The organism is Mesonia aquimarina (assembly GCF_003667275.1).
GTDB lineage: Bacteria > Bacteroidota > Bacteroidia > Flavobacteriales > Flavobacteriaceae > Mesonia > Mesonia aquimarina.
Genome location: NZ_RCNV01000008.1, coordinates 103,130 through 128,220, shown reverse-complemented (window position 1 = coordinate 128,220; position 25,091 = coordinate 103,130). Strand labels below are relative to the sequence as shown.

The 25,091-nt window shown below is 31.4% G+C and carries 22 protein-coding genes; 8 read left to right on the top strand and 14 right to left on the bottom strand.

Going from position 1 to position 25,091, the window contains the following annotated elements; genetic code table 11:
* Positions 1-127 precede the first annotated feature (127 nt).
* Complete coding sequence (locus D9R05_RS11295) at positions 128-3,907, top strand: T9SS type B sorting domain-containing protein (RefSeq protein WP_121667338.1); 3,780 nt, start codon at positions 128-130, stop codon at positions 3,905-3,907.
* 2 nt (positions 3,908-3,909) lie between these two features.
* Here D9R05_RS11295 and D9R05_RS11290 read toward each other — a convergent pair whose 3' ends face one another.
* Positions 3,910-4,476, bottom strand: a complete 567-nt coding sequence (locus D9R05_RS11290; protein ID WP_121667337.1) for a DUF3109 family protein — start codon at positions 4,474-4,476, stop codon at positions 3,910-3,912.
* A 140-nt stretch (positions 4,477-4,616) separates the two neighbouring features.
* Here D9R05_RS11290 and D9R05_RS11285 point away from each other — a divergent pair, with 140 nt between their 5' ends.
* Both D9R05_RS11285 and D9R05_RS11280 read left to right on the top strand, forming a co-directional pair.
* Positions 4,617-5,192, top strand: a complete 576-nt coding sequence (locus D9R05_RS11285; RefSeq protein WP_121667336.1) for a MarC family protein — start codon at positions 4,617-4,619, stop codon at positions 5,190-5,192.
* A 2-nt stretch (positions 5,193-5,194) separates the two neighbouring features.
* Positions 5,195-5,392, top strand: a complete 198-nt coding sequence (locus D9R05_RS11280) for a hypothetical protein (RefSeq protein WP_121667335.1) — start codon at positions 5,195-5,197, stop codon at positions 5,390-5,392.
* Here D9R05_RS11280 and D9R05_RS11275 read toward each other — a convergent pair.
* The 3 genes from D9R05_RS11275 to D9R05_RS11265 are packed head-to-tail and all read right to left on the bottom strand — an operon-like array spanning position 5,389 to position 8,061.
* Positions 5,389-6,987 (bottom strand): S41 family peptidase, encoded by a 1,599-nt coding sequence (locus D9R05_RS11275; protein ID WP_121667334.1) that lies wholly within the window; start codon positions 6,985-6,987, stop codon positions 5,389-5,391. The genes D9R05_RS11280 and D9R05_RS11275 overlap by 4 nt on opposite strands.
* Complete coding sequence (locus D9R05_RS11270) at positions 6,984-7,418, bottom strand: deoxycytidylate deaminase (protein WP_121667333.1); 435 nt, start codon at positions 7,416-7,418, stop codon at positions 6,984-6,986. Before D9R05_RS11270 ends, D9R05_RS11275 begins: the two co-directional genes overlap by 4 nt.
* Before the next feature lie 55 nt (positions 7,419-7,473).
* Positions 7,474-8,061, bottom strand: coding sequence for a HupE/UreJ family protein (locus D9R05_RS11265; protein ID WP_121667332.1), 588 nt, complete (start codon positions 8,059-8,061; stop codon positions 7,474-7,476).
* 148 nt (positions 8,062-8,209) lie between these two features.
* Between D9R05_RS11265 and D9R05_RS11260 the strand changes: the two genes are divergently transcribed.
* Positions 8,210-9,694: a sensor histidine kinase gene (locus D9R05_RS11260; RefSeq protein WP_121667331.1), complete on the top strand. Its 1,485-nt coding sequence runs from the start codon at positions 8,210-8,212 to the stop codon at positions 9,692-9,694.
* Between the two features lie 3 nt (positions 9,695-9,697).
* Entirely contained in the window at positions 9,698-10,108 is a 411-nt protein-coding gene (locus D9R05_RS11255; RefSeq protein ID WP_121667330.1) for a response regulator, read from the top strand.
* 7 nt (positions 10,109-10,115) lie between these two features.
* Here D9R05_RS11255 and D9R05_RS11250 read toward each other — a convergent pair whose 3' ends face one another.
* Positions 10,116-11,276 (bottom strand): response regulator, encoded by a 1,161-nt coding sequence (locus tag D9R05_RS11250; protein WP_121667329.1) that lies wholly within the window; start codon positions 11,274-11,276, stop codon positions 10,116-10,118.
* Positions 11,277-11,566: 290 nt separating this feature from the next.
* On the opposite strand from D9R05_RS11250, the gene D9R05_RS11245 reads away from it, so the two are divergent.
* Entirely contained in the window at positions 11,567-12,604 is a 1,038-nt protein-coding gene (locus D9R05_RS11245) for a DUF481 domain-containing protein (RefSeq protein ID WP_121667328.1), read from the top strand.
* Between the two features lie 6 nt (positions 12,605-12,610).
* Here D9R05_RS11245 and D9R05_RS11240 read toward each other — a convergent pair whose 3' ends face one another.
* The 3 genes from D9R05_RS11240 to D9R05_RS11230 all read right to left on the bottom strand — a co-directional run bounded on the left by D9R05_RS11240 (position 12,611) and on the right by D9R05_RS11230 (position 15,038).
* Positions 12,611-13,282, bottom strand: a complete 672-nt coding sequence (locus D9R05_RS11240; protein WP_121667327.1) for a DUF4919 domain-containing protein — start codon at positions 13,280-13,282, stop codon at positions 12,611-12,613.
* 89 nt (positions 13,283-13,371) lie between these two features.
* Positions 13,372-14,196, bottom strand: a complete 825-nt coding sequence (locus D9R05_RS11235) for a M23 family metallopeptidase (protein ID WP_121667326.1) — start codon at positions 14,194-14,196, stop codon at positions 13,372-13,374.
* Between the two features lie 14 nt (positions 14,197-14,210).
* Positions 14,211-15,038, bottom strand: a complete 828-nt coding sequence (locus D9R05_RS11230) for a cyclase family protein (RefSeq protein ID WP_121667325.1) — start codon at positions 15,036-15,038, stop codon at positions 14,211-14,213.
* Between the two features lie 60 nt (positions 15,039-15,098).
* Here D9R05_RS11230 and D9R05_RS11225 point away from each other — a divergent pair, with 60 nt between their 5' ends.
* Together D9R05_RS11225 and D9R05_RS11220 are read left to right on the top strand one after the other, a co-directional pair.
* Entirely contained in the window at positions 15,099-15,788 is a 690-nt protein-coding gene (locus D9R05_RS11225) for a DUF6705 family protein (protein WP_121667324.1), read from the top strand.
* Between the two features lie 39 nt (positions 15,789-15,827).
* Complete coding sequence (locus tag D9R05_RS11220; protein WP_121667323.1) at positions 15,828-16,469, top strand: DUF6705 family protein; 642 nt, start codon at positions 15,828-15,830, stop codon at positions 16,467-16,469.
* Positions 16,470-16,803: 334 nt separating this feature from the next.
* On the opposite strand, the gene D9R05_RS11215 is transcribed toward D9R05_RS11220, so the two are convergent.
* From D9R05_RS11215 to D9R05_RS11190, 6 genes are all read right to left on the bottom strand, one after another.
* On the bottom strand, positions 16,804-17,775 hold the full coding sequence (locus tag D9R05_RS11215; protein WP_121667322.1) for a DUF4421 family protein: 972 nt from the start codon (positions 17,773-17,775) through the stop codon (positions 16,804-16,806).
* Between the two features lie 110 nt (positions 17,776-17,885).
* A complete protein-coding gene (locus D9R05_RS11210) occupies positions 17,886-18,704 on the bottom strand; it encodes a hypothetical protein (RefSeq protein ID WP_121667321.1) in 819 nt (272 codons plus the stop codon).
* Between the two features lie 406 nt (positions 18,705-19,110).
* Entirely contained in the window at positions 19,111-20,496 is a 1,386-nt protein-coding gene (locus tag D9R05_RS11205) for a hypothetical protein (RefSeq protein WP_121667320.1), read from the bottom strand.
* A 5-nt stretch (positions 20,497-20,501) separates the two neighbouring features.
* Complete coding sequence (locus tag D9R05_RS11200; protein WP_121667319.1) at positions 20,502-22,661, bottom strand: sensor histidine kinase; 2,160 nt, start codon at positions 22,659-22,661, stop codon at positions 20,502-20,504.
* Positions 22,649-23,869: a DNA cytosine methyltransferase gene (locus D9R05_RS11195; protein ID WP_121667318.1), complete on the bottom strand. Its 1,221-nt coding sequence runs from the start codon at positions 23,867-23,869 to the stop codon at positions 22,649-22,651. The genes D9R05_RS11200 and D9R05_RS11195 overlap by 13 nt, the downstream gene beginning before the upstream one ends.
* A 230-nt stretch (positions 23,870-24,099) precedes the next feature.
* Complete coding sequence (locus tag D9R05_RS11190) at positions 24,100-25,020, bottom strand: DUF4062 domain-containing protein (RefSeq protein ID WP_121667317.1); 921 nt, start codon at positions 25,018-25,020, stop codon at positions 24,100-24,102.
* Positions 25,021-25,091 lie beyond the last annotated feature (71 nt).

Below are 25,091 nucleotides of genomic sequence, written 5' to 3'. Positions count from 1 at the left end.
TTTAGAAAATATGATTGTTGTTTTAAAAAACCTTCATCTCAGGAATCATATTTATTTCAAAAAAATTAAAATATCATTCAATTAAACGTATATTTATAGTTAATTATTTAAAATAAATATCGATGGAATGAAATTTTATTTATTAATTTTATTTTCACTACTTTTTAGTATCACCTTCTCACAGAGTATTTCTGTTAACAACAATAATTCACCTGCTGATGAACTAATAAATTTTTTAATTAATGATGGATGTATAGAAATTTCTAACGCAGAGTATTCGTCTCCACTATCAGTATCTAGTTTTAACAATAATGAAGGGAGTTTTCCTATTTCTGAAGGAATTATTATCCGAAGTGGCGAAGCAAATTTTTCTGAAGGTATTTATACAGGCAATAACCTAAGCAGTCAAATAAACACTCAAGGAGACGAATTCCTTCAAAGCCTTGTAGAAAACTCCGGACAAGATGTTACAATTACAGATGTTGCTTATTTAGAATTCGACTTTATCCCATTATCAAACAGTTTCAGCTTCAATTTTCTTTTCGCTTCAAACGAATATGGCGAATGGCAATGTGTTTCTAACGATGCTATTGCTTTTGTTCTGACTAACTTAAACACTCAACAGTCTCAAAACTTAGCTGTACTCCCATCTTCTACAATACCTATTTCTGTAAAAAACATAAGGAACAATTTGTATAATAATTCTTGCTCTTCTGAAAACCCTAGTCTTTTTAATACCTATGTTGTTTCTGATCCCAATGCATCTACCCTTAACATGAGAGGCTACACTAATATAATGACAGCTTCGGCAAACATAAATTCTGGCGATCCGTATCGCCTAAGGTTTATTATTGGCGACTCTAATGATAGCGATTATGATTCTGCTATATTTATAGAAGCCGGTAGTTTTGAAACCACATTAGACTTAGGAGAAGACCAACGACTTTGTCCTGGTGAAATTGAAATATTAGATACTGGCTTAAATTCAAACATCTACGATCATACCTGGATATTAAATGGAGAAATCATCAATGGTGAAAATTCATCAACTTTAGAGGTTTCTCAAGGAGGAACTTATGAACTTATTCTTAACAACAATAATGGTAATTGTGAAGTTTCTGACCAAATAACATTTACCGATACAAACGTAATCCCTCCCACAGATCTAAATCTATGTTTCTCAAACGGAGGTTATATTATTAATCTCATAAACAGAATTTACTTTTCATTAAGCAATGAAAATATTGATGATTTTGAATGGAGTTTTTTCACTTCATTAGATGATGCTCAAAATAATGTTAATGCTATAGAAAACCCTCTTGTTTATGTCCTTTTTCCAAATTTTTCCGAAGAAACTATTTGGATCAGACTACACACCACAGATGGATCGGACTGTTTAATGTATTATAGTTTTGACATAATTGAAAACCCACTTCCTGAAACGCCCGATATAGAAAGTGTTGTAGCTTGTAGTAGCTATACACTTCCTGAAATCAATAATGGTACCTACAGAAATTCTGACGGTGAAGAATTAGAGCCCGGTTATGTCGTTGAAGAATCCGGAACTTACCTGATTATAGTTGGACCTGATGAAAATGGATGTAGTAATCAAACTGACTTTTATATAAACTTAATTGATGAATACAACCTCCCTGAATTATCGTGTGGAGAATACACTGTTCCTGTACCTCCTGTTGGTGGATTTTATACTGCTATCGATGGACCTAGTGGTAATGGTACTGAAATCCCAGGAGGAACAATTTTAGAAGACACAACAACACTTTATTATTATGCAGAAATTGACGGTGTCATTTGTCAAAACACACCATATACAATAGAAATTGAACCTCTCCCTCAAGTAGACGATTTGGAAAACGTTTTATCTTGTTCTCCATATGTTCTACAAGAATTAACCAATGGAAAATATTATACAAATCCCGACGGACAAGGACAAATTCTTGAGCCAGGAACCACAATCTATTCATCACGAAATATTTATATTTTTGCTGATGATGGAACTTGTACTAATCAAAACAATTTTTTGATCAAAATTGTAAACCCTAAAGAAGATGTTACAGAATGTGGAGAATATATATTACCAAACATAACTCAACCTAATGTTACTTATCGTACAGCTCCCGAAGGTCAGGGGTTTGAAATAGAGGGAGAAACTGTAATCACAAACTCCCAAACCATATATATTTATGCCGAAAGTGCTATTGATCCTAACTGTACTGATTTCCTCTCTTTTAACGTTACTATTTTAGAACTCCCCCCGGTAGATCAATTAGATGATGTTTCATTAGCATGTGAAGAAGATTTTTACATCTTACCAGAATTACAAAATGGCGAGTATTTTACCGAACCTGAAGGAGAAGGAACTCAACTATTCGCAGGCACTATCCTTACAGAACCTCAAACTATTTATATTTATAATGATGATGGGACTTGCACAAACAATAGCTCATTTGAAATTATAGACAACCCATTACCGCTTATCGAGAATTTTAGTGATGTATATACCTGTGAACCATTTGAACTCCCGACACTTCCTGTAGGCAATTTTTATACAGAACCAAACGGAAATGGAACATTACTCAATCCTGGTGAAATTATTAACGAAACCCAAACTATTTATATTTACCTTGATAATGGCGAAAACTCTCCTTGCTTTCAAGAAAAAACTTTTACAATTTATGTCATAGGAATAGAAGTTGAGGATTTTGAAAATGTAGAAGCCTGTAATAACTATATACTTCCGAATTTAAGCATCGGTAATTATTTCACTGAACCTGGAGGAGAAGGCACTCAATTAGCTTTTGGAAAAATAATTGAAACTAGTCAAACCATATATATTTATGCTGAGAATGGCGACCGATTTACTTGTGAAGATGAATCATCTTTTTCTGTTACTATTTCAGAAACACCAGAATTATCAATATTTGAAGACATAGAAATTTGCGAAAAATATATGCTTCCAAATTTATCTAATAATCTTTATACTGTAAACTATTATAGAGCTCCCAATAAAGTAGACCTTATTGAAGAAAATGAATATTTAATATCTACTCCAGGACAACAAACAATATATGTTTATGCTGAATCTAACACCAACTCAAACTGTTTTATAGAGAAAAATTTTAATCTTACAATTCATCCTCTATTAAACCTTTCTATTGAAGGTGGAACATTATGTTTTGACACTAAAACTGGGAAACTTATTTCTGAACTTACCCTTTATTCTAATTTAAATCCAAATGAATTTATAGTGAATTGGTATTTAAACCAATCTTTAGTTCACACCGGATCAAGTTTCAATGCCAAACAATCAGGCAAATATACTGTTATAACTGAAAAGCTAACTGACGATATCGGCGGAAACTGCAATTACAAACCCACACAGATTATAGTAGAAAAATCAGCTAAACCTATTATTAAAGTAAAGCAAACTCAAGATTTTGCTGATTCAGCAAATATAAATGTAATAATAACTAATGGTGTTGGCGAGTATTTATATCAACTTGATAACAAACCATTTCAAACTAGTGCCATTTTTAAAAATGTCACATCAGGAATACATTCAATTACTGTAAAAGGAAAAACTGGTAACTGTGGAGAAACAAGTACCGAAGTCTTAGTTTTAAAATACCCTAAATTTTTCACCCCAAATAATGACGGTTATAATGACTATTGGAATATCGAAGACTTATACCTCCACAAAGAAGCTGTAATTTACATTCATGACAGATTTGGTAAACTTCTAACAACCATAAATCCTCAAGAAAAAGGATGGAATGGCTTTTACAATAACACTAAAATGCCCAGCAATGACTACTGGTTTAGAGTTACTTATGAGATTAACGGAGAACCTAGAGAATTTGTCGCTAATTTTACATTAAAACGATAAATTTAGCTCAATCTTTTTGCCGTTGCTGCTAACTCTTCATACCAATCTTCGCCAAACTTTTTTATAAGAGCTTCTTTTACAAATTTGTAAATTGGGGTTTGCAACTCTTTTCCTAAACTACAAGCATCATCACAAATTGGCCAGCGGTGATAATTTACGGCTGAAAATTGAGAATACTTTTGAATTCTCACAGGATATAATTCGCAAGAAATTGGTTTTTTCCAGTCAATTTCTCCGGCTCGGTAAGCTGCTTCTATACCGCAGAGTGCTGTGTTATTATCATCAAAAGTAACGTAAGCACATTCTGCTCCGTTTACAAGTGGTGTTTCTAATTCTCCAAAATCATTTTCTGTATAAAGTCCTTGCTTTTCTATCGACTCAATTCCATCTTTACGTAAATAAGGTTTAATTTTTGGGTAAATTTCTTTTAAAATTTCGCCTTCTTCTTTTTCTACCGGTGCGCCAGCTTCTCCTTCTACGCAACAGGCACCTTTGCAAGCCGATAGGTTACACACAAAATCCTTTTTCAGGATATCTTCTGAAACGATAGTCTTTTTTAACTGAAACATGCTGCAAAGGTAGAAGGATTTTTTCCGAATACCACAACTCTCAAAAAAATAGCCGCTTTTTTTATAAAAATATTAAGTCACTTTGGTTTTAGTTTCAATAGAATTCAATTAATTTTGCGCGCATTTTTAAGACAGAGATTATGTATTTTGATTTTAAGGAAATAGTTACTGCTAGTATGATTTTATTTGCCGTAATCGATATTATTGGCAGTATTCCAATTATTGTTGATTTACGAAAAAAAGCGGGACACATACAAAGTGAAAAAGCATCTATTGTAGCCGGTATTTTGATGGTTGTTTTTCTATTTGTAGGAGAAGAAATATTAAACCTTATTGGAATTGATGTAAACTCGTTTGCTGTAGCCGGTGCTTTTATTTTATTTTTCTTGGCTATAGAAATGATTTTAGGAATTCAACTTTATAAAGATGATGCCCCCGAAACAGCTGCTATTGTGCCATTGGCATTCCCATTAATTGCTGGAGCCGGAACTATGACCACTATTTTATCTTTACGAGCAGAATACCACATTGTTAATATTATTGTGGCTATCATCATAAATATTATCTTTGTTTTTTTGGTTTTAAAATCTTCAGGGAAAATTGAACGGATTTTAGGAAAGCAAGGAATTAGCGTGGTGCGTAAAATTTTTGGTGTAATAGTACTGGCCATCGCAGTAAAACTATTTGCAGCCAATATTCAAAATTTATTTAGCTAGTAATGAAATATTTTATCTACTTTTTAATACTTTCAGCAATTGGAATGTTAATCTACAACAGTACTTTGCTTGACTTTAATAATTTATTTGGCAAAGAAAGTAGCATTGCCTTAGCTTGCGTTTTATGCTCGCTTTGCGTAATTGTTTTAATGCTTATTTTATTAATATCAAGAGAAATTAAGCGTAAATCTGAAGCTTAATTGTTAGTTGCTTTTTCATCTAATTGAAGAACTTTTTGAATCATCGCATCATTTTGATTCACAATTTTCTCAAAGGCATTGCTTCCAAAAAGTTGCTCGGCCATAGTTGCTTTTAAATATTGCTTGAGTAAACTTTTATAAGTTCCTGTTTTATAATCATAATTAAATTGACGTAGGTAATCTATAAATTCTTGCACCGTATTTTCGGTAACAATATCCTCTTTACTAAACTCTTCTAAACTCAACTGATTATAAAATTTACGATCCTTTTCCAGTTCATTAAAAATAAATCGATCCATTACCCCGCCACGTAGCATATACGTTAAACTTTCTTTTTGCTGATTAATATCTTTCGGCACAAAAACATCAGGAATAATACCGCCGCCGCCATACACAATTTTGCCTTTTGGCGTGGTATATTTTAAGGAATCGTTTACCGTTATGCTGTCTTTATGAACTAGTTCTCCGTTTCTATACCTATTTTGATATTCTCGATGATAAGCTTTATTTCCATTTGTGTAAGGTTTTTGAATAGATCTTCCGGTAGGTGTATAATATCGCGCAACAGTTAAGCGCACAGCACTCCCATCGCCAAGTTCCATTTCACGTTGTACCAGACCTTTTCCGTAAGAACGTCTACCTACAATAGTTCCTACATCATTATCTTGCAGAGCTCCGGCTACAATTTCGCTAGCTGAAGCAGAATTTTCATTAATAAGCACATAGATTTTACTATTTTCAAATCGCCCTTTTTTGGTGGCAAACGTTTTTTCTATGTTTCCGTTTTTGTTTTTGGTGAATAAAACAAGCGTATTTTTTTGTAAAAATTCATCGGCAATTTTTACGGCTTCATCTAAATAGCCTCCACCATTATCTCTTAAATCCAGCACCAATTCTGAAGCACCTTCCTTAAGCAGCTTTTTTATAGCTTTCTCAAATTCATCATACGTGGTTTCAGCAAAACGATTGACCTTTACATAACCTAATTTTGAATTGAGCATATAAGCTGCATCAACACTTTTAATGGGAATTAGACTTCGTTCAACTTTAATGTCTAACAATTTTTTTTGTCCTTGACGATGTACTTTTAAATCGACTGTTGAATTAATTTCTCCTTTTAAGATATGCATTAAAGAATCGTTTGTAATTTCCTGATTAAATAAAGGAATTCCATTCGCGTACAGAATACGGTCACCGGCCTCTATTCCTGCCATTTCACTCGGACTGTCGGGCAAGGGACGAATAACAGCAATAGTGTCATTAATTTTATAAAAGCTAATTCCAATTCCTACAAAATCACCTTTCATATTTTCGGCAACTTCTTCGTAATTCTGCTTCGGAATGTAAGTAGAATGTGGATCTAAATTCTTGAGGATATTATTTACTGTAACATCTACAATACTATCAGTATTTACCTCATCTACATATTCATAGTCTATATAATCTATTAATCGATTGAGCTTTTCTTTTTTTGGGTTTGAGGTAAATAAACTTTCAGATGAATCTGAAAAATCTAAAGAAGATCCCAAAAAAACACCCAAAGCACAGGCTGTGCCAATAATTAATGGTAAATATTTTGATGCGTATTTTTTCAACTTGCTGCCGTGTCTGTTATTTGTACAATTTCCACACCCGCTTTTTCAAGAAAAACTAAGCCCGCATCATCCTTATAACCTTGTTTATAAACCAAACGTTTTATTCCGGCTTGATGAATGAGTTTACTGCAATCTTTACAAGGCGACATCGTAATATATAATGTAGCATTTTTACAAGATTGCGTAGATCCGGCTACTTTTAAAATGGCGTTTGCTTCGGCGTGGAGCACGTACCATTTGGTTAAACCTTCTTCATCTTCGCAACAATTTTCGAAACCGGTTGGCGTACCATTATAGCCGTCAGAGATAATCATTCTGTCTTTTACGATTAACGCACCAACTTGGCGACGTTTGCAATGTGAGAGTTTGCCCCATTCTGAAGCAATACGGAGATAAGCCTTATCGAATTTTAATTGTTTTTTTACAGACATTTTTCAATTCTTACAAATTGTTTATAGTTAAAGAAATTCTGTGTTTTTTATTGTGTTACCACACCCAATTTTCGCGAAGCATTGGAATAATTAAACCTATTATTATTGATGAAATAACCAACACCCAGTCTCTTTTTGAAAATCTGAAAATAGATTGAAAGATAAAAGCAAGCAATAAAACTACAAAAACTACAATAATTTGAGCGGTTTCAATTCCTAGAGCAAATTCTAAAAGTGGCAGTAATTTTGAACTTGTTCCTTTGGTTATTAATTTAAAATAACCCGAAAAACCTAAGCCGTGAATAACACCAAAAAATAAGGTAGTAAAAAAGAGCAAACTCATGCCACCATTACGCTTGCTGGATTTGCCTACGGTAAAAATATTATATAAAGCAGTAATTAAAATAGTTATCGGAATTAAAAATTCTACATAAGCAGAATTTACTTGTACAATTCCATAAGCTGCTAAAATTAAGGATAAGGTATGCCCAATGGTAAATAATGTGACAAGCCACAGTACGCGCTTCCATTCATAAAAGGTAAACGCTGCTACCAAAACAGTTAGAAAAAGCACATGATCATAAGCATTCCAATCTAAAACATGGGTAAGGCCTAATTTAAAATAAATCCAAAATTGATCCATAGATTAAATTTAAAAGTAAGGTTTCACGAATGTACAATATATCGTTGAACTTTTAAGATTTTAATTAACAAGAAAATTCTTCAAAGACCTACTTTTTCACGAAATTGAAATATATTTTATTACATTTACTTTTTCAGAAAAAGCCTTCATGAATATTAAGCATTCTTTATTAAACATTTTTCAAGACAACCCAACATGCTGGCAACTTATTCTAGATCAAGCACTTTATGGTTACTTGATAAGCCAAAAAAATTCTCCTGAGAATTTTTATATTAATCCTGCTTTACAAGAACACTTAAAACTTTTATTAACTGATTTTAAATCAGAAGAATTTTCTTTTGAAATTAAAGAACCTCTTGAAAAAAGTGAGGCTAAATCTATAAAAACAGAAGCTTATTTCTTTTTAAATGGCAAAAAAATTGCTTCTAAAAAAGCACATTTTTTAAGCTTTAGTTTTCAACAGGAAGAGTTTTATATAGCTGTATTTTCTTCAGAAAAAATTACACGAGCCAATGCTTATCAAAAAACATATGATGTAGGCCTCGCTGAAAAACTTAAAATAAGTGAAAAAGCATTTCAAAATAATTTTGAATATGGTGCAACGGGAATGGCGCTTGTGTCTCTAGAAGGAAAATGGCTAAAAGTGAACAAGCGCATCAGTTTAATGCTGGGCTACACAAAGGAAGAACTTTTCAAGCTTACATTTCAAGATATTACCGTTCCTGAAGATTTAGAAAAGGATTTAAGTTTACTGAAAAGACTACTTGATGGCGAAATTGACCACTACCAATTAGAGAAACGCTATTACCATAAAAACGGTAGTATTGTTTATGCTATTTTGGCGGTTTCAATAGTGAAAAACAATGATGGTTTAAACTTATATTTTATTTCGCAGCTCATTGATATTACTGAAATGAAGCGTGCAGAAAAACGAATAAAAAAATTATTTAAGAAAAGTAAGGAACAAAATGAACGCTTAGAAAACTTTGCCCACATTGTTTCTCACAATTTACGTTCTCATGCCGGAAATTTTAGCATGTTATTAGAATTATATGAAAGTCAACTGGACGAGGAAGACGAAATTATTACTATGCTTTCTAGCGCTTCTAGCAACTTACAAGAGACAATTGAGCATCTTTCTGAAATTGTAAATATGCACAACAGCATAAAAAACACAATGGAGTCTATTGCCGTTCTTCCTGTTGCCAAAAAAACCATTGAAAATTTAAGCTCTCAAATACAGCAACACAACCTAAAAATAACACTGGCTGTTGATGCTTCGCTTAAAGTAAAAGCGGTTCCGGCTTATTTAGAAAGTATTTTCTTAAACTTTATTTCTAATGCCATAAAATACAGCTCACCTTCTAAAGCTAGTTTTTTAGAAGTAAATGCTGAAGTTGAAGACGCTTTTATTCGTATAGATTTTAAGGATAATGGATTGGGAATAGATTTAGAAAAACACGGACATAAATTATTTAAAATGTATAAAACTTTTCACGAACACGAAGATGCACGCGGAATTGGTTTATTTTTAACCAAAAACCAAATTCAAGCGATGGGCGGAAAAATTGAAGTAGAAAGTGCTGTTGATGAAGGAACTACATTTAGTATTTATTTAAAAAAAACGACCTAAGTTATGAGCACTTTAAAATTAACTTGCATTATTGATGATGATCCTATTTACGTTTTTGGTATTCAAAAAGTGATGGATGTAATTAACTTTTGCGAAAGCACATTAATCTTTAAAAATGGGCGTGATGCACTGGATAATTTATCTTCAATAATTGAAAATAACGAGAATATTCCCGACGTTATTTTACTAGACCTTAATATGCCAATTATGGACGGTTGGGAGTTTTTAGATGAGTTTATTAAAATTCCTTCTCCTAAAAAAGTTTACATTTATGTAATTTCTAGCTCTATAGACCCAAAAGATGTAAACCGCGTAAAACGGTATCAAGATGTAAAAAATTACATCATAAAACCTGTTGGCCCAGAGCAGCTTTCTACCATTTTGAAGGATTTTAAAGAGGATAATTTTTCTTAATATATAATTATTCAATTATTTTATTTGGGTATTTCGGGAAGAAATCTTCGTAATTAGATTTCCCTATAAAGGTATCCTCATTTTTATACACTTTAGCAACTCTAACAAAATCTTTTAGCAAACGCGTTTCTCGCTTAAAGGAAGTAGGTTCTTCTAAGGTTATGGTTAAATCTAATTCTTCTTTTTGAAGCAAGTTTTTAAAATCATTTTTACTAAAATGCCTTTTTAAACGCATAAGAACCTCTACGTTTAATAAATATTGACTTAAAAATTTTTCTCTAAAAACTCCTTCAACAATTTTTTTATCCATTGCGATAAAACCAACATTCATATAACTAAAATCAAGTCTCATCAGCATTTTAAAAATGAGTTTTACATACAAACTATATTTTATTCCGTTGGTTTTTTTTGCCACTCCAACAGTTACTCTATTTTGTTGAAGCGGTAGTTTTTTCCAAGATTCAATGGCGGGAATAAACCAAGTATTAATATAACCCACAAAATCTAACGAAGAAATTCTGTGTAGATATAAAACCGATAAGCGAACTGCTTCAGAACGTTTTAGAGGTTTTTTAAAATTATAAATAATAGTTTTATCTTCTCGCCCTTTTCGTATTTTTTCTATTTCAGCTAAGGTATTGTCGGTACTCCCGTTGTTGGCAAAACAAATAAAACAACCGGAAGTGTTTTCTATAAAATTAATAAACGCTTCACTTTTAAGTAATTTCTCATTATTTTGAAGCGGAATTACCAAGCCAATAAAGCTTTTCTCTACACGAGCCTTAATATCTTCTCTTATATTATCATTGGGTTTACCTAAGACTTTATTTATTCTAACAACAATTTCTTTTAAACTGATTGGCTTTTTTAAATAGTCATTTACGCCAAGTTCAAAAGCCTTTACTATAGAAACTTTATTTACATCCCCTGTTAACACAATTACCGGAATTGTTAACTGCGCTTCCTTTCGTATGTATTCAACTATTTCTAAACCCGAAAAAAATGGCATATTTAAATCTACTATTACCAAATCTGGTTTAAAATCAGCAATAACCTCCTTTGCTTTTCTAGGGTTCATTAATCCTTTAAAGTCATAACCTTCTCTTGTAAGTGTTTTTTCTAAAGGGTACAGGCTAAGTTTTTGATCGTCTATAGCAAGAATTCGCATAAGTTGGAAAATAAGATATGGTAAAGCAAATTAACATTTTTGAATTGAAATTTGACTGAAGAGATTAAAAAATTATCAAACTTTTAGCTGATTTTATAAGGCTTTAGATAAAATAAAAACCAATATAACCAACAATATTCTAAAAATATTTTGGATTAAAAAATACTATAAATCTTAATAACGTAAATATAATTTACTAATAATGTTAATTTATTAGTTATATTAATTTCAATTATTTATAAAAATCATTATTTTTATATCATCCTTTTCTATGAAAAACTAACCAAAATATGATAAGCAAAATACTATTTAAGCTAAAGTTGTGTGTCGCGTTTGTATGTTTTTTAAGCTTTCATTCTATACAAGCGCAAAATGATTCGCTAGTTCTTACCAACAATAACGTTATTGTTGGCGAACTAAAAACCATGAACCGTGGCGTCGCCACAATGGAAACAGATTATAGCGACGATGATTTTAAAATAGAATGGGATAAAATAAAAACTATTTATACAACCAGTTCTTTTTTAATTAATTTAAAATCTGGCGGTCGTTACAACGGAAAAGTTGAAAGTAGCGGAGAAAAAACTGTTAACATAATAAGAGCTACAGATACAATTCGCGATGTACAAAAAGACAATATCGTTTTTTTAAATGCTGTTAAATCTAGCTTTTGGGATAAACTTTCTGTATCCCTTGGCTTAGGCTACAATTACACAAAAGCCAACAACCTTAGTCAATTTAGCATCCGTAGTACATTAGGATACCAAGAACGACGTTGGGCTCTAAATGGTAGTTACAACGATATTCGCTCTATACAAGACAGTGTTGCAGACATACATCGCTTAGATGCAGCCTTAGGATTTAAATATTACCTAAAGAAAAATTGGTTTACTTTGGCAGAAGTTTCTTGGCTTTCTAACACCGAACAAAATATAGATTTACGTACCTTAGGAAAATTAGGTATGGGAAAATTCCTGGTCCGCACAAATCAGGTTTATTGGGGCGTACAAGCAGGAGCATCGTTTAACAATGAAACCTTTGGCGTAAATGGTCAAAAAACTTATAACAATAGTGGTGAAGGTTTTGTAGGAACAGAATTAAATTTATACGATATCGGCGACCTCAGCCTTTTAACTAATTTATATATCTATCCTAGTTTTACAGAGTCCGGCAGATGGCGGGCAGATTACCGATTTGATTTTAAATATGACTTACCTTTAGATTTCTATATAGATCTTGGGTTCTCCTTAAATTACGATAATAAACCGGCAGAAAGCGGAAGTGAAAGCGATTTTGTTTTTCAAACTATTTTTGGCTGGGATTTATAAAACGACTTAATTCAACATAGAGTTTAAACAAGGGCTCACATCAAAATACAACCCTTTAACTCCGGCATTATTTTCTAAAACCGTTAAATAATCATAGTGTTCAATAAGTTTTTGAGAACCTCCAAACTCAAAGCCTAAAACAGCTAACAAATCATATTCGTGCATAGTGTAAATAACATAAAAGGCATCTTCTTTACTTGTTCCGTTTCCAGAACTTATAAGGACATCTATAATAATTCTTAATTGTGTTACTTTTTTATTAAGAGCTTTTTTACGGTCCATTTTTTCTAAAACGTATGATTGATAATTTAAGGCTCTTATACTGAATGGGTTTGCCGATAAAATTGAATCGCTAAACTTTAAAATTTTATCGAGATCTTTTGGGTTATGATTTTCTTTTTCAAGCACAACTTTTAAACTGTCATTATAAGCTGACCGCGCATAAGGAGAATATTCGTCTTGAAAAGTGTAACCATAATAGAGGTGCCTTTTTTCTTGAAGCGTCATGGTAGCATCTGCTTGTAAATATTTCTTCATTAAGGTTTCATAAAACAGATTTGATTTTTTCTGTTGAATGTTTTTTTCAATTTTATCGTAGTCTGGAGCTTCAAAATCCCAATCTTGAGAAAACAAAGAGAAGCTCACTAGTAAACAAAATAACATCACAATTATTTTCATAATTTTAAGGCTGGATTAGATTTATTTTATATCATCAAAAAACAACAATTAAATATATATAATTTATTTGAAAAGAAACTTAGCAATCTTTATTTCACTTTATATAGCTTTCCTGTTTTAAGAGTTTTTCCCATATAGCCTTCAAAATATACAGGAATAGCAATATCATTTTCCTTTCGCACAACAAAATGTAAATGTGGACCTCTTGTATAACCGGTTAAGCCAGAAACTCCAATTTTATCTCCTTTATTTATGCGTTGTCCTTCTTTAACAAAACTTCCTTTGTAATCTAAATGTACATAAGAAGCCATGGTTCCATCATCGTGAAGAATTACAATTTTATTGGCCGCATGTATTAATTCTTTGCCACCTTGTTTAGTAAACCAATCAATTACTTTAACTACAATTCCTCCCCTGGCAGCATAGACTTTCTCTCCTGCATTTAACTGAAAATCTATCGCATATTTAGATTTTTTACTATGATGAGAATTTTTACCGTTAAAACTCTGGCTAACCTCATACTTACGCCCTTTTTTAAATGGAAGCCTGTAAGGATAATCTAACTTGGGATGTATTAAAGATTTATGTCCGAAAAAATAACCAACTCGAATACTGTCATTAAATCTATTGGTGATTAGGGAATCTTCTTTAGTACTAAAAATACTAGCTAACACCACACTATCCTTTGGTTTCAATAGAAATGAATTGAGTTCTGAATTGTTTTTTCTTGAATAAAAATAAAGTTGAATAGGAGCAAAAATTTTACTTCGCGCAATTAATTTTAACGTGTCATTATTTTCTTTCCACCCAAAGGACAAATCATCTTTATACGTAGTTGGCTCATCTGCTTTTTTCTGACTAAAAACAGCAAGCGTAAAAAAGAGAAGAATAACCGATAAGATATTATTTTTCATTACAGATTTTCTAACTATTTTTTTAAAGCTACAATTCTTAACGGCGCTCCACTACCTTCTTTAATTTTCATAGGCAATGCAATTATTTTAAATTCAGTGGCGGGTAATTTATCTAAATTAGTCAAATTTTCAAAAGCCGGAATATTTTCAGAAAGTAAGATAACATGACTCTCAAAATATTCAGATTGACCGTAATCTATACTTGGGGTGTCAATTCCAATAGCATTAATATTCCGTTTTTCCACAAGCCAAGTTGCGGCTTCTTTAGAAAGCCCTGGAAAATGCAATTGTTTTATAGCATCTTCTCCCCTATCTACAGTCCCCATATATTTTTCTTTATCCGGATAATATTTTGAATACCCTGTTTCTAACAACACAATACTAGCATTTGGAATTTTCATTTTCTGCTGATTTTCCCACGCAAGTAGATCATCAATTGCAATTAAATAATCAGGATTATTTAGTGCTTTTGCAGAAACATCGATTTTAATTCCTGGTCCTATTAATTTTTCAAGTGGAATTTCATCAACTGAAAGCCCTCCTTCAGCAAAATGTATAGGCGCGTCTATATGTGTGCCGCCGTGCTCTGCCGTACTAAAATTATTCGCACAATAATAAAACCCTTTATCGGTTTGACCTTTAAATACAGTATCTAATTGAAATTCTTCAGCAGTAACCCAATAAATTGTTTCGTTAGAATAATCGTGCGATAAATCTATTATTTTTTGATTTGTTGTAGCTCGATTTTTTTTCTCAACCTCCTGTAATGAAGATGTATTTTTCTCCTTACAAGCAAATAAGATTAAAAATACTGGTAACAAAAAATATAACAACTTTTTCATTTTAATATACTTATTAGTTAACTTGCTGTAAGAGCAGCTATTTGTACCACGCTAAAAACTATGAATCAAACAATTATAAAGATACACAATCTCAGCTTTACAATTATGAAGATATTTTTTATCCTCCCACTTTTATTCAGTTTTATGCTTTGTAAAGCACAATCGCCCGTTCTACCAAGGTATAGCAACCCAGATTACGCTTCAATAGCGGGCGCCTATTACAAAGATACGTTTAATGATTATGATAGATTTGAAGGTACTTGGCAATATAGTAGTGGAAACACGCTACTCACCATTACCCTAGTAAAGAAAGAAATGCAATACATTGACAATTCAGCAAGTCCTATGCTAGGCGTAAATTATTATGAAGACATTTTAATTGGTGAATATCGTTACGTAGAAAACGGAATTGAAAAAGTAAATACATTACCAAACTTACAGATTAACTATAGCGATCCTTATGCATATAACCTATACGGTGGGATCATTCAAAAATATAGTAGCATACCAGATGTTTGTATAGGATGTAATCCAGGGGAAGTAAGAGTAGCTCTTCTTTTTAATGAACCTAATATTAATATACCAGGCAGCGTAATGTTATATTATTTCAGACATTTTACAGAAAATGGTGTGGAAAAATCAGAATTAACTATGACGGATCAAGGGTTTATTAGCCATGAACAGGGTACCGTAAGTCTTAATAACAAATATAGTATACCTCAGCAGAGTTTTATATTAATAAAAGAATAAATGAAATAATTCAACTTTTTTAAGAATAAGAAAAATGTTATGACAAATACCACTTTTAAAAATTACTTTTTACTACTATTATTTCTCGCTTCAACTTTAATCTGTAAAGGGCAAATAGTAATTGAAAGAGGAAAAGAATATAATTTGCCAGCAGACTTCTATAGTTCAGGCTTATACTATTATAAAGATGTTAATGGATACTTAGACTATTTTGAAGGTACTTGGGAATATGTAAATGGCAATAAAAAGTTTGAAATTATTTTACAGAAGATCACGAAACACCATACGGTTACACCTGATGTCAATCTATATGAAGACGGAATTGGTCTAAGTTATAAGTTATATGAAAATAATACGTTAGTTTATAGTTCTCCTTTAGATAATTATCCTAGTTTATATGCAAAGTCTGGAACTTTATTGCAAGGATTAATTATAGATTATGGTAGACTAACAGAAGCATACTCTATTCCTTCTTTGAATATCTCTTTAGATGCCCCTGGAGGCGAACCAATAACACCAAGTGCGTTAATATCGAGAGTATTGAACTCTGACCCTAATAGTCCAGATAAAATTCATTTTGAAATTGCCTGTGTCTTTTGTGGTAATTATGATGAAGATGCATATCAAGGAGAGCCTTATTTTAGCATTCCAAATGATATAACCTTAGAGAGAGTTAATTAATTTTAAAAAAATAACCCTATTGTTATTCCAAATCGAGCATACCACAAACTATAAAAGTCTATTATTTTTTTGCATAGAGATCGTTTCAATCTTATAGATTTTTTACAACCCAAAAAACAAAAAACCCCTGAAAATTCAGGGGTTTTGTAATTAAGTACTCGAGGCGGGAATCGAACCCGCACTTCCGAAGAAACTGGATTTTGAATAAACATCCGCTGTTTTTACAAAAAATAGGGTTTGATTTTCAGGCTTGTATATTTTAAAAGTGAAATTTTTTACTATTAAATAGGTACAATTATAGGTGCATTTTTTGTTCACCTAAAAACAAGGTTTATTATGATTTGCTATTTAATTTTCTTAAGAATTCCGGAGGATCAAATCTATAACCTAAATAAAATACCCCAAACCAAATATTGTTTGTTACATCATCACTGGTTGTATTAAAATACGCCCCTTTAAAACTTCCTCGCAACCCCATAAATAATTTATCGGTATTATAAGAAAACTGAACACCACCTCCATATTTTGTAACAAAGTAAGAATCTTTTTCCTCTATATCTTCCCTCGTATATTTATAAAACCTAGGACCAATACCTGCATTTATATAAGGAGATATTACTAATTTAGATGATATCGCCCAATTATAATAGTAACCCAAGGCAGCATTAATATCTATTTGATTTTCTTTTGAATCAACCTCATTAGTACGATTAGTTAATTTTATAAAATCATATGACAGCTGAGGCACTAAACTTCCTACGCTTATAATTTGCCATTCCTGCTGATTGAGAGCAGATCTAATTGAAAAATCAGGATTTAGCACATAACCCGTACTACCTCCCCACGTAGTGGCTTTTAAGTCAGGAAACTGTAAATAAGCATCCTCGCCTTCTGTCCAGTTAGAGAAAAAGTCTTCTGTATTTTCCACATAGAAACCTTTTATTCGCCGATAATGTAAGCTTTGAACAAATCTCCCCGGAAATAGATTAAGCTGATAATCGGTGAGTGAGCTTTCCCCTTTTAATTCATCATCATCATTACCTGGTAAAAAACTTGGCGCAAAACCAAAACTAAAATTTATAAAACTATAATTGACTTGTGCCGATAGTTTTACTGAATTATTAGATTCTAAATGTACTGATATATCACCATCAGATATAAAATACTCTTCTATATCTGTACTGAAATTCAGAGAATACGCTAACTTATCTGTATAGCTTTTAACCGTAGTACTGTCTGCAGTCTGTGCTTTTACTTTTACGATGATAAGAAACAAAAACAATAAGGCAAGTTTAATTTTATACATAAATTCAGTAATTAAGATTAAAGAACAATCAACCTAAGCGGCCAAAAAAAGAGTTTTTAAATTGAATAAATCAAGTGTTAAGCTTACAATCAATATACATATAACTAAGTTTATTTACCTTTAGAACCCCACGGACACCTCTTGATCAGATAATCCAAAGTAGCCTTATAAGAATCTAACGATGAACCAAAAGAATTCCTTTTTACACTATAAACATTGTTCCCTTTATCATTATAAATAGTCATCTCTATATTTGTATTATACTCCTCAGTAGTAGAAGAGTAATTAGAACCATAGGATTTACCTGTTGTTTTGCCTTTAGATTTTTCATCTTTTTCTTTATATACACTGCTTGTACTACCTGAAGATCTAGAACCTTTGTAATTAATGGTCGCAATACCATACACAACGTATTCAACTCCTAAAATTTCTGCCAATTCATTAGGCATAAACTGTTTTATACTTTCTGATGTAATACTATTTTTAATCAGTAACGCATTAACTTTTAAAGGATCTACGATGGTTAATCCTGTTGTGTGCTTTTCAAAGGAAATTACTGAAGAATGCTGTATATCTTCCGCTACAGTTTTTTGAGTTAGAGCGGCATCGTTAGACACCATGGTAAATGGAATAATAGCAAGTTTATTTTTTGTACTTACAGATGCAGTCTTGTGTTCTACTGGGTTTATTTCTTGTATACGTCCACTAGAAAATTCTATTTTATGAATTTTTTCTTTTTTAAAAGAATACTCCAAATCTTCACCTGTATAAATAAATTTAATAGAATTTTGTTTAATAGCGGTTACCTTCCCTTCATTAACTTTGCCGTCTAACATATAAACCATGTCACTAGTTTGAGCAACAATTATGTTTATAAAAAAAAGTAATACATAAAAGTAAAGCTTTGGAATTCTGTAGACTTCAACCATAATTTATAAACAATTCAATAGATAGCTTATAAAATTATGACTTTTAATTTATTTTAACAACATTATTATTTAAATGTCAATTTATTTTAAAATAAGATAATATTATATAAACAACAAAACCTCTGCATTTACAGAGGTTTTTAATTCAGTACTCGAGGCGGGAATCGAACCCGCACTTCCGAAGAAACTGGATTTTGAATAAAGATCCTCTGTTTTTATAAGAAATAGGCGCTGATTTTCAGGCTTATATAATTTTAAATTAAACTTTTTTAGTCGTAAATAGGTGCACTTATAGGTACACCTCCTTACAACTATATTAGGAATTTGATTTTAAAGAATTATTATAGACTTCAGGAAAATCCTAAGCTCAAATAGATCATTAAAATATGAAAGAAGATAACATTAATTAAAAGTCATCTAAAAAAAGAATTCCCTGCCTATTAACGTGTCTAGCTAACTTCGACTGAATTTCACTCAGAATTTGTCTTCTAAGACGAAAAACTATATTTAAATTATCTTTTTCTTTTATACCTCCTTTCAAAATCGTAAAAAAATAGCGAAAATCACATATAAGTACCATGCTTTTACCTTCAAATGTAAACTTTGGGGATAAAAAAACTGCTTCAGACTTAGTGTCAATATACTCAAGAAAACTTGATTCGATTAATAAGCCATATACACATCTGTTATACTTGTATTTTGCTTGGGCAAAATCACAAAGAGGAGTTAAATTTACGTATATTTTCTTCCAGTTTTCCCGCATTTTCCCTCTAATTTTCTTAGCCTCCTTATCAACCTCTTTAGCTAATTTTCTTTCTTCTAACTCTGAGGATTCTTTTTTAATTCTATCTATTAGCAAACCTCTATTTATTAAATTATTTTGAAGAGCTTTAAAATTTCCTTCTTGAGTATGATTTAATTCCTCCACTACACATCCAGGGTATTCGAAATCATTTTCATTTCTAGAAATTAAAAATTTCGAATTAATACTATGATTTATAGTAGTATTATTTATGCTATCTAACGTTATTTCTTGATACTCACGAAGATCTAAAGAATTAATTTTTGTTTCTAGGGTGTCATTAAACAAATAAATCATGGCATTAAATGAACTACTAATTTTTTCTCTTGGTGATGACTTTTTAAATGAGGATTTTCCAAGTGTATTTAAAGATAATCTGGAAAAAATATAATTTGCGTGATGTTCCCACTCTTTTTCGTCGTGATAATCTTTAAAAATGTCTTGCAAAGTTGAATCAGCGGAATTATGAATTAAATTTTCCCAATGCAAAAGATATTTATATACAGGTATCTTATTCAACAAACCTGTTATTTCTTCAAAGAGAGAATCAATAAATTCTTCACTTCCTTCCTTCATTTCTCCGGCGTAACTGAAAATCTTATCTTTTGAAACACTTTTAAAAGCAATAGGAGCTCTATCTTTAAGATCATTTTTAAAGATATCATTTTCAATCATTTTCGTATGATCCTCCTGACGAGTCCAATAAACGATTACATATGGATAGTTTTTTTTTGTGATAATACGTTTCAGTACGGGGATCAATTTTGCTTTAAGTTCTTTGGGCTTTCTAACTTTGTTGTCTAAAAGATTTACATCCAAGAATAATACTCTTATATCATTTTCTACATTGTCTTCCTCAGGAAGATTTTCATTAGTTGCATCAAAGTAAGAAAAAGGAATTTTTCTTTTTGAAAAATTATTCATTAATGGGAGAGCCTGTTCAATCTTATCATCTACAATTGCAATACGGCCATTAATAGGTAAACTCATAATATTTATTTTTTAAACTCAAAAACTACTGATGCACCCTCCTTAAATTCATCTGGTATATCAAAATCTCCTTCATCGGGAAAAATTAACCTCCCCTTTTGGGCTTCCATAATTTCACTAGCGATATGAAGACCTAACCCTATACCTCCTGATTTGGCCGTAACGAATGGTTCAATCATATCTTCGGTAGGTATCATAAATCCAGTTCCATTATCAGCGATAATTATATTAATTGTCTTTTCTTCAACTACAATATCAATAAAAAGTTTTTTTATGAATTTCTCATTATTTTCAATCTTGTTTATTTTTTTTCTATCAAGCCAATAAATTGAATTATCTATAATATTCATAATACTTCCAATCAGTAAATTTTTGGCAATTTTAACGTTAGGGAAATTAGGTTTTTTCTCTTTATACCCTTTTATAACTTCTATTTGATGCGATTGAAGTCTATATTCCACATTAAAAATTGCCTGCTCTACAACATTTAGCAAATTACTGCTTTGTTGATCTGAAGTTCTGATTATTTCCGAATAACCATCTATTAAAGATGAAAGGTGCTCAACAAGTTTTAATACTCGCTCAGAAGCCTTTTCTTTTTTAAGTACAGTATTAACTTCATAAATAATCTTCTCTACCTCATGAACCACTACTGACATACTCAAACCGGCACCGGCAGCTTTTAATAGATTTTTACTTAAAGCTTTATAATCTGCTTCAATTTTATCAAAATAATTTATAATCGTTTTCTGTGTATTACTTTCTTTTACCTTATCATGAACAAATTGTTTAGCTTCATTCAAAGTTGACATAACAGGAGCAGATTTTGGAGTTGGCCCGTATCGTTCCTTTAATTTTCTTTTGTCCTGTGCTCTTATTATTTCAATGATTTCAATACAATGAAGTATAGCCCCTTTAAATGCTTGATATGCATTATTTTCTTTAAATCCTTCTCTATTGGTTTTTTCTTGTAAATCACCGCTTTCACTACGCTGTAGAGATACAGCGCCTATTAAAATATTATTACTAATTCTTTTAGCAGGTTGTTGAAATCTCCGGTAATCTAGTCCTAACCAGTCATTTTCACGCTCTCCATAATCATAAACCCTCAGGTTATCCCTAAAAACCCGAACACCTCCGTTTGAATTTAAGTAACCCTTAAAACCTGATTTATCAGAAACCCCCATTTTCATTACAAAGCTATCACGATCAAACACATATCCCTTAAAATTAATTTCTCCAATATTATAATTATTCAAATGAATAGTTTTACCTGCAACCTCCTTTTCAAAACTATTAGGATACTCTAAGTTTATATAGTTACTCACTATATTTGCTTCTTCTGTAATTTTATTAGGAAAAACTTTACTCATAGTATTCCATGGAGTAAAATTATATTCAAATTTTTCTATTTTGCTTCCAGATAAAGTAATATCAAAGTTAAACAAAGAATATTCCTGGATATCTTCCCACTCCATAATACCATCAAACCATTTCGGTTTATCTACAACTTCATAATTAGGCTGAAAAAAATCTGATCTATCAAATGGAGAGGATAATGCATTTATAGATCTTTTTACATTTCTTGCCATTCCTCTAGTCCAAGATTCTCTTAATTTTGATATAGTTATATTAGTTCCGGTTTTTCCCTTAGAAAAAAGTTTAGGCTCTTTCCGTTCAATAATTGTTATAGGTACATCGCTTAAATAATCATATTCATCAAAATGTTCCCAATTAATTTTAACGTATACTTCATTACTGTTTTTTGCTTTTGTAGTAAGCTCGATTATATTTCCCAGCTTATGAACTCCAAAACGACCAATACCCTTTTCTCCAATTGGAAGTCTTTTGTATTTTGGTGTTTTTTCTTTATTTTTTATTTGTTTTGATTTAAAATCACTACCTGGTTCAAGCCAAACATCTTCCACAATTTCAGGAGTCATACCAAATCCGTCATCTTCAATTATAATAACACCCTCTTCTTTATTTTCAACATTCTCCATATAAATATTGACAATGTTAGCGTCGGCATCATAGGAATTTTTAACTAATTCAACTAAAGCAATACTTTCATTTTTTATAAGCTGATCTCCTAATTGCAAAAGCAATCTTGCTTTAGGCTTGAAATTAGCCTCGTGTTCTTTTGAAATATTTAAATCTGACATAAATATTCTCTCATTTTATTTGCAATAGCACTGGCCATTAATGGCGGTACTGCATTTCCAATTTGTTTAAAAGCAGCTGTTCTTGGCCCTTCAAAGAAAAAGTTATCTGGAAAAGACTGAAGTCTCGCAGCTTCTCTTACAGATATTGAACGGCACTGTTTAATATCCGGGTGAATATAATGATGTCCGTCTTTTGCAATATGAGCGACCACCGTATGAGAAACACCCTTACCATCTACAACTTTAAACCTGTCAATAAACGAAGACTCATTCTTATGTGTTTTAAGATGTGAGGGCAAATCCGGATATTTAATACGTACTCTTTCTCTATTCCACTTTTTAATGGCTGTTTTATATATATTTAAATCTCTCTCATTATGAGGTCTGGCTATGTGTTGAGTAACAAAATCTACTCCGTTTCTCAACTCATACTTCTCTAAATATTCATTTTTATTTAATGAATATGGTGTAACCTTTAATGCCTCACCAGGTTTTAATTTGGGCAGATCCTGAAAGCAATCATTAACTGTAAACTTTCTTTTAATTTTTTCAATAGCTGGGAACCCATGATCATTATCTTTTCTCCATCCTACTATTATAATTCTCTTGCGCGCCTGTAACACACCATAATCAGCTGAGTTTAATTTATCATGATATACTTCATAACCCATTTTACGAAAATATGTTTTTAGGTTTTTAAAATGCTGACCTTTCTGTGCGCTCAATAAACCCGGAACGTTTTCAAAAACAAAAGCTCTCGGTTGATATTTTTTTAAAAATCTACCGTACTGAATATATAATTTATTTCTAGGATCGTTTTCTATATTTTCTTGATGCCTTCCTAATATAGAATATGCCTGACAAGGAGGACCTCCTATAATCAAGTCAATTTCTTTATCGCCCAGTCTTTTATCTATTTTTTCAAAAATAGATTTTATAGATTTATCATTAATTTCAATATTTAAAACGGAATCTAAAATTTGTTTAGGAGCATGCTCATATAATTCTTCCCTGGAAATATTCCCTTTTAAATAATCATTATAATAATCTTCTTTATCATTTTCTTTTAGATAATGATAAACCGCTCTGGTTCTGATAGAATCACAGGCATATTTATCCATTTCTATATGTGAAACAGGTACAAAGCCAGCATTAATAAAACCCTCTGACATACCTGATGCACCGGCAAATAAATCTATAAAATTCATTCTATTCTCAGCTATAAATAAACATATATTGGGTCAATATACTAATTTATTCAGACCAGACCTGGTAAAATTCCATATATCTATATATAATTATACTCTAAGATATAAAATTTATCTAATAATTAGGACTTAGTATATTCATTTTGACTTACAGTTTTTCTAACACAGAATCCTATCGCTTTTTAATTTGTCTCCACAAAAATCTTAGCACATCCGAGCAATTATAAATTTTATTTTTTTAATGGTAATTCGTATGTGACTTTTTGAGGTTTAATAAGAGTTCTTAAATAATAATTATGTCCATCTTCAGTAAATGAGTAAAAAGACTGATGAGGATTTTTTAGCGTTCTTACTTCTTTAAGCAATTTAAATCTTACTAATTCATCTGCAGTCTTCTTATCATCACCTAGAAACCAATTAACATTGACAGCAAACGAAATTCGCCGTAATGCTTGATATAAGTCTAACTCGATTCCATCAATTTTTGTTTTATGTCTCTTCAATAATTCTGTTAATTGCTCAAAACTCAGTCCGTTATAGAGTACATTTTCTTGAGAATTTGCTTTTTCTCTTAATTCTGAATTCTCCTTTGTAAGTCTTGCAATTTCTTCAGCTAAAGCTCCTGAATTTACTTCTTGATCGCCTCTTACCCAACCTATCAACTTTTTAGTATGGCTGAATTCTGCAACAGTTTCATGAATGGCTAATTTAATATCTTTTTCATCGGACCAGAACTTTACCATGTTTTGTAAAACTTTCTTTCTAAACGTTTTTAATTTTTCAGCGTTGGTAATCTCAATAACATCCGACCCGAATTTTTTTACTCTTTCCTCTATAATATCTTCATTAATTACAACAGAAAATAATGGTTTTTCTAGTTCCAAAGCATAATCATATTCTAACTCCGTATAGCTTTTTTTAGTAGTTTTTTCAAGGCTTCCATATCTACCCCCTAGAATTAAAAGAAATATATCAGATTCGTCAATCCACCTTTTAATAACAGTCATTTGTGATTCATCACCCGCCGAAAACAACTCCATTCCAGCAGGAATATTACTCGAACTTAATATAGCTTCAACAGCTGCTTGACGCTCATTGATTAAATCTGTATAAGTTGAAGAAACAAATATTTGAAATTTCTTATTTCTCATCTTTTATAAATATAATTACGGCTTAAAATAAACCAATTCCAAACAAATTTTTTTAGCTTCGCTCCCCATTC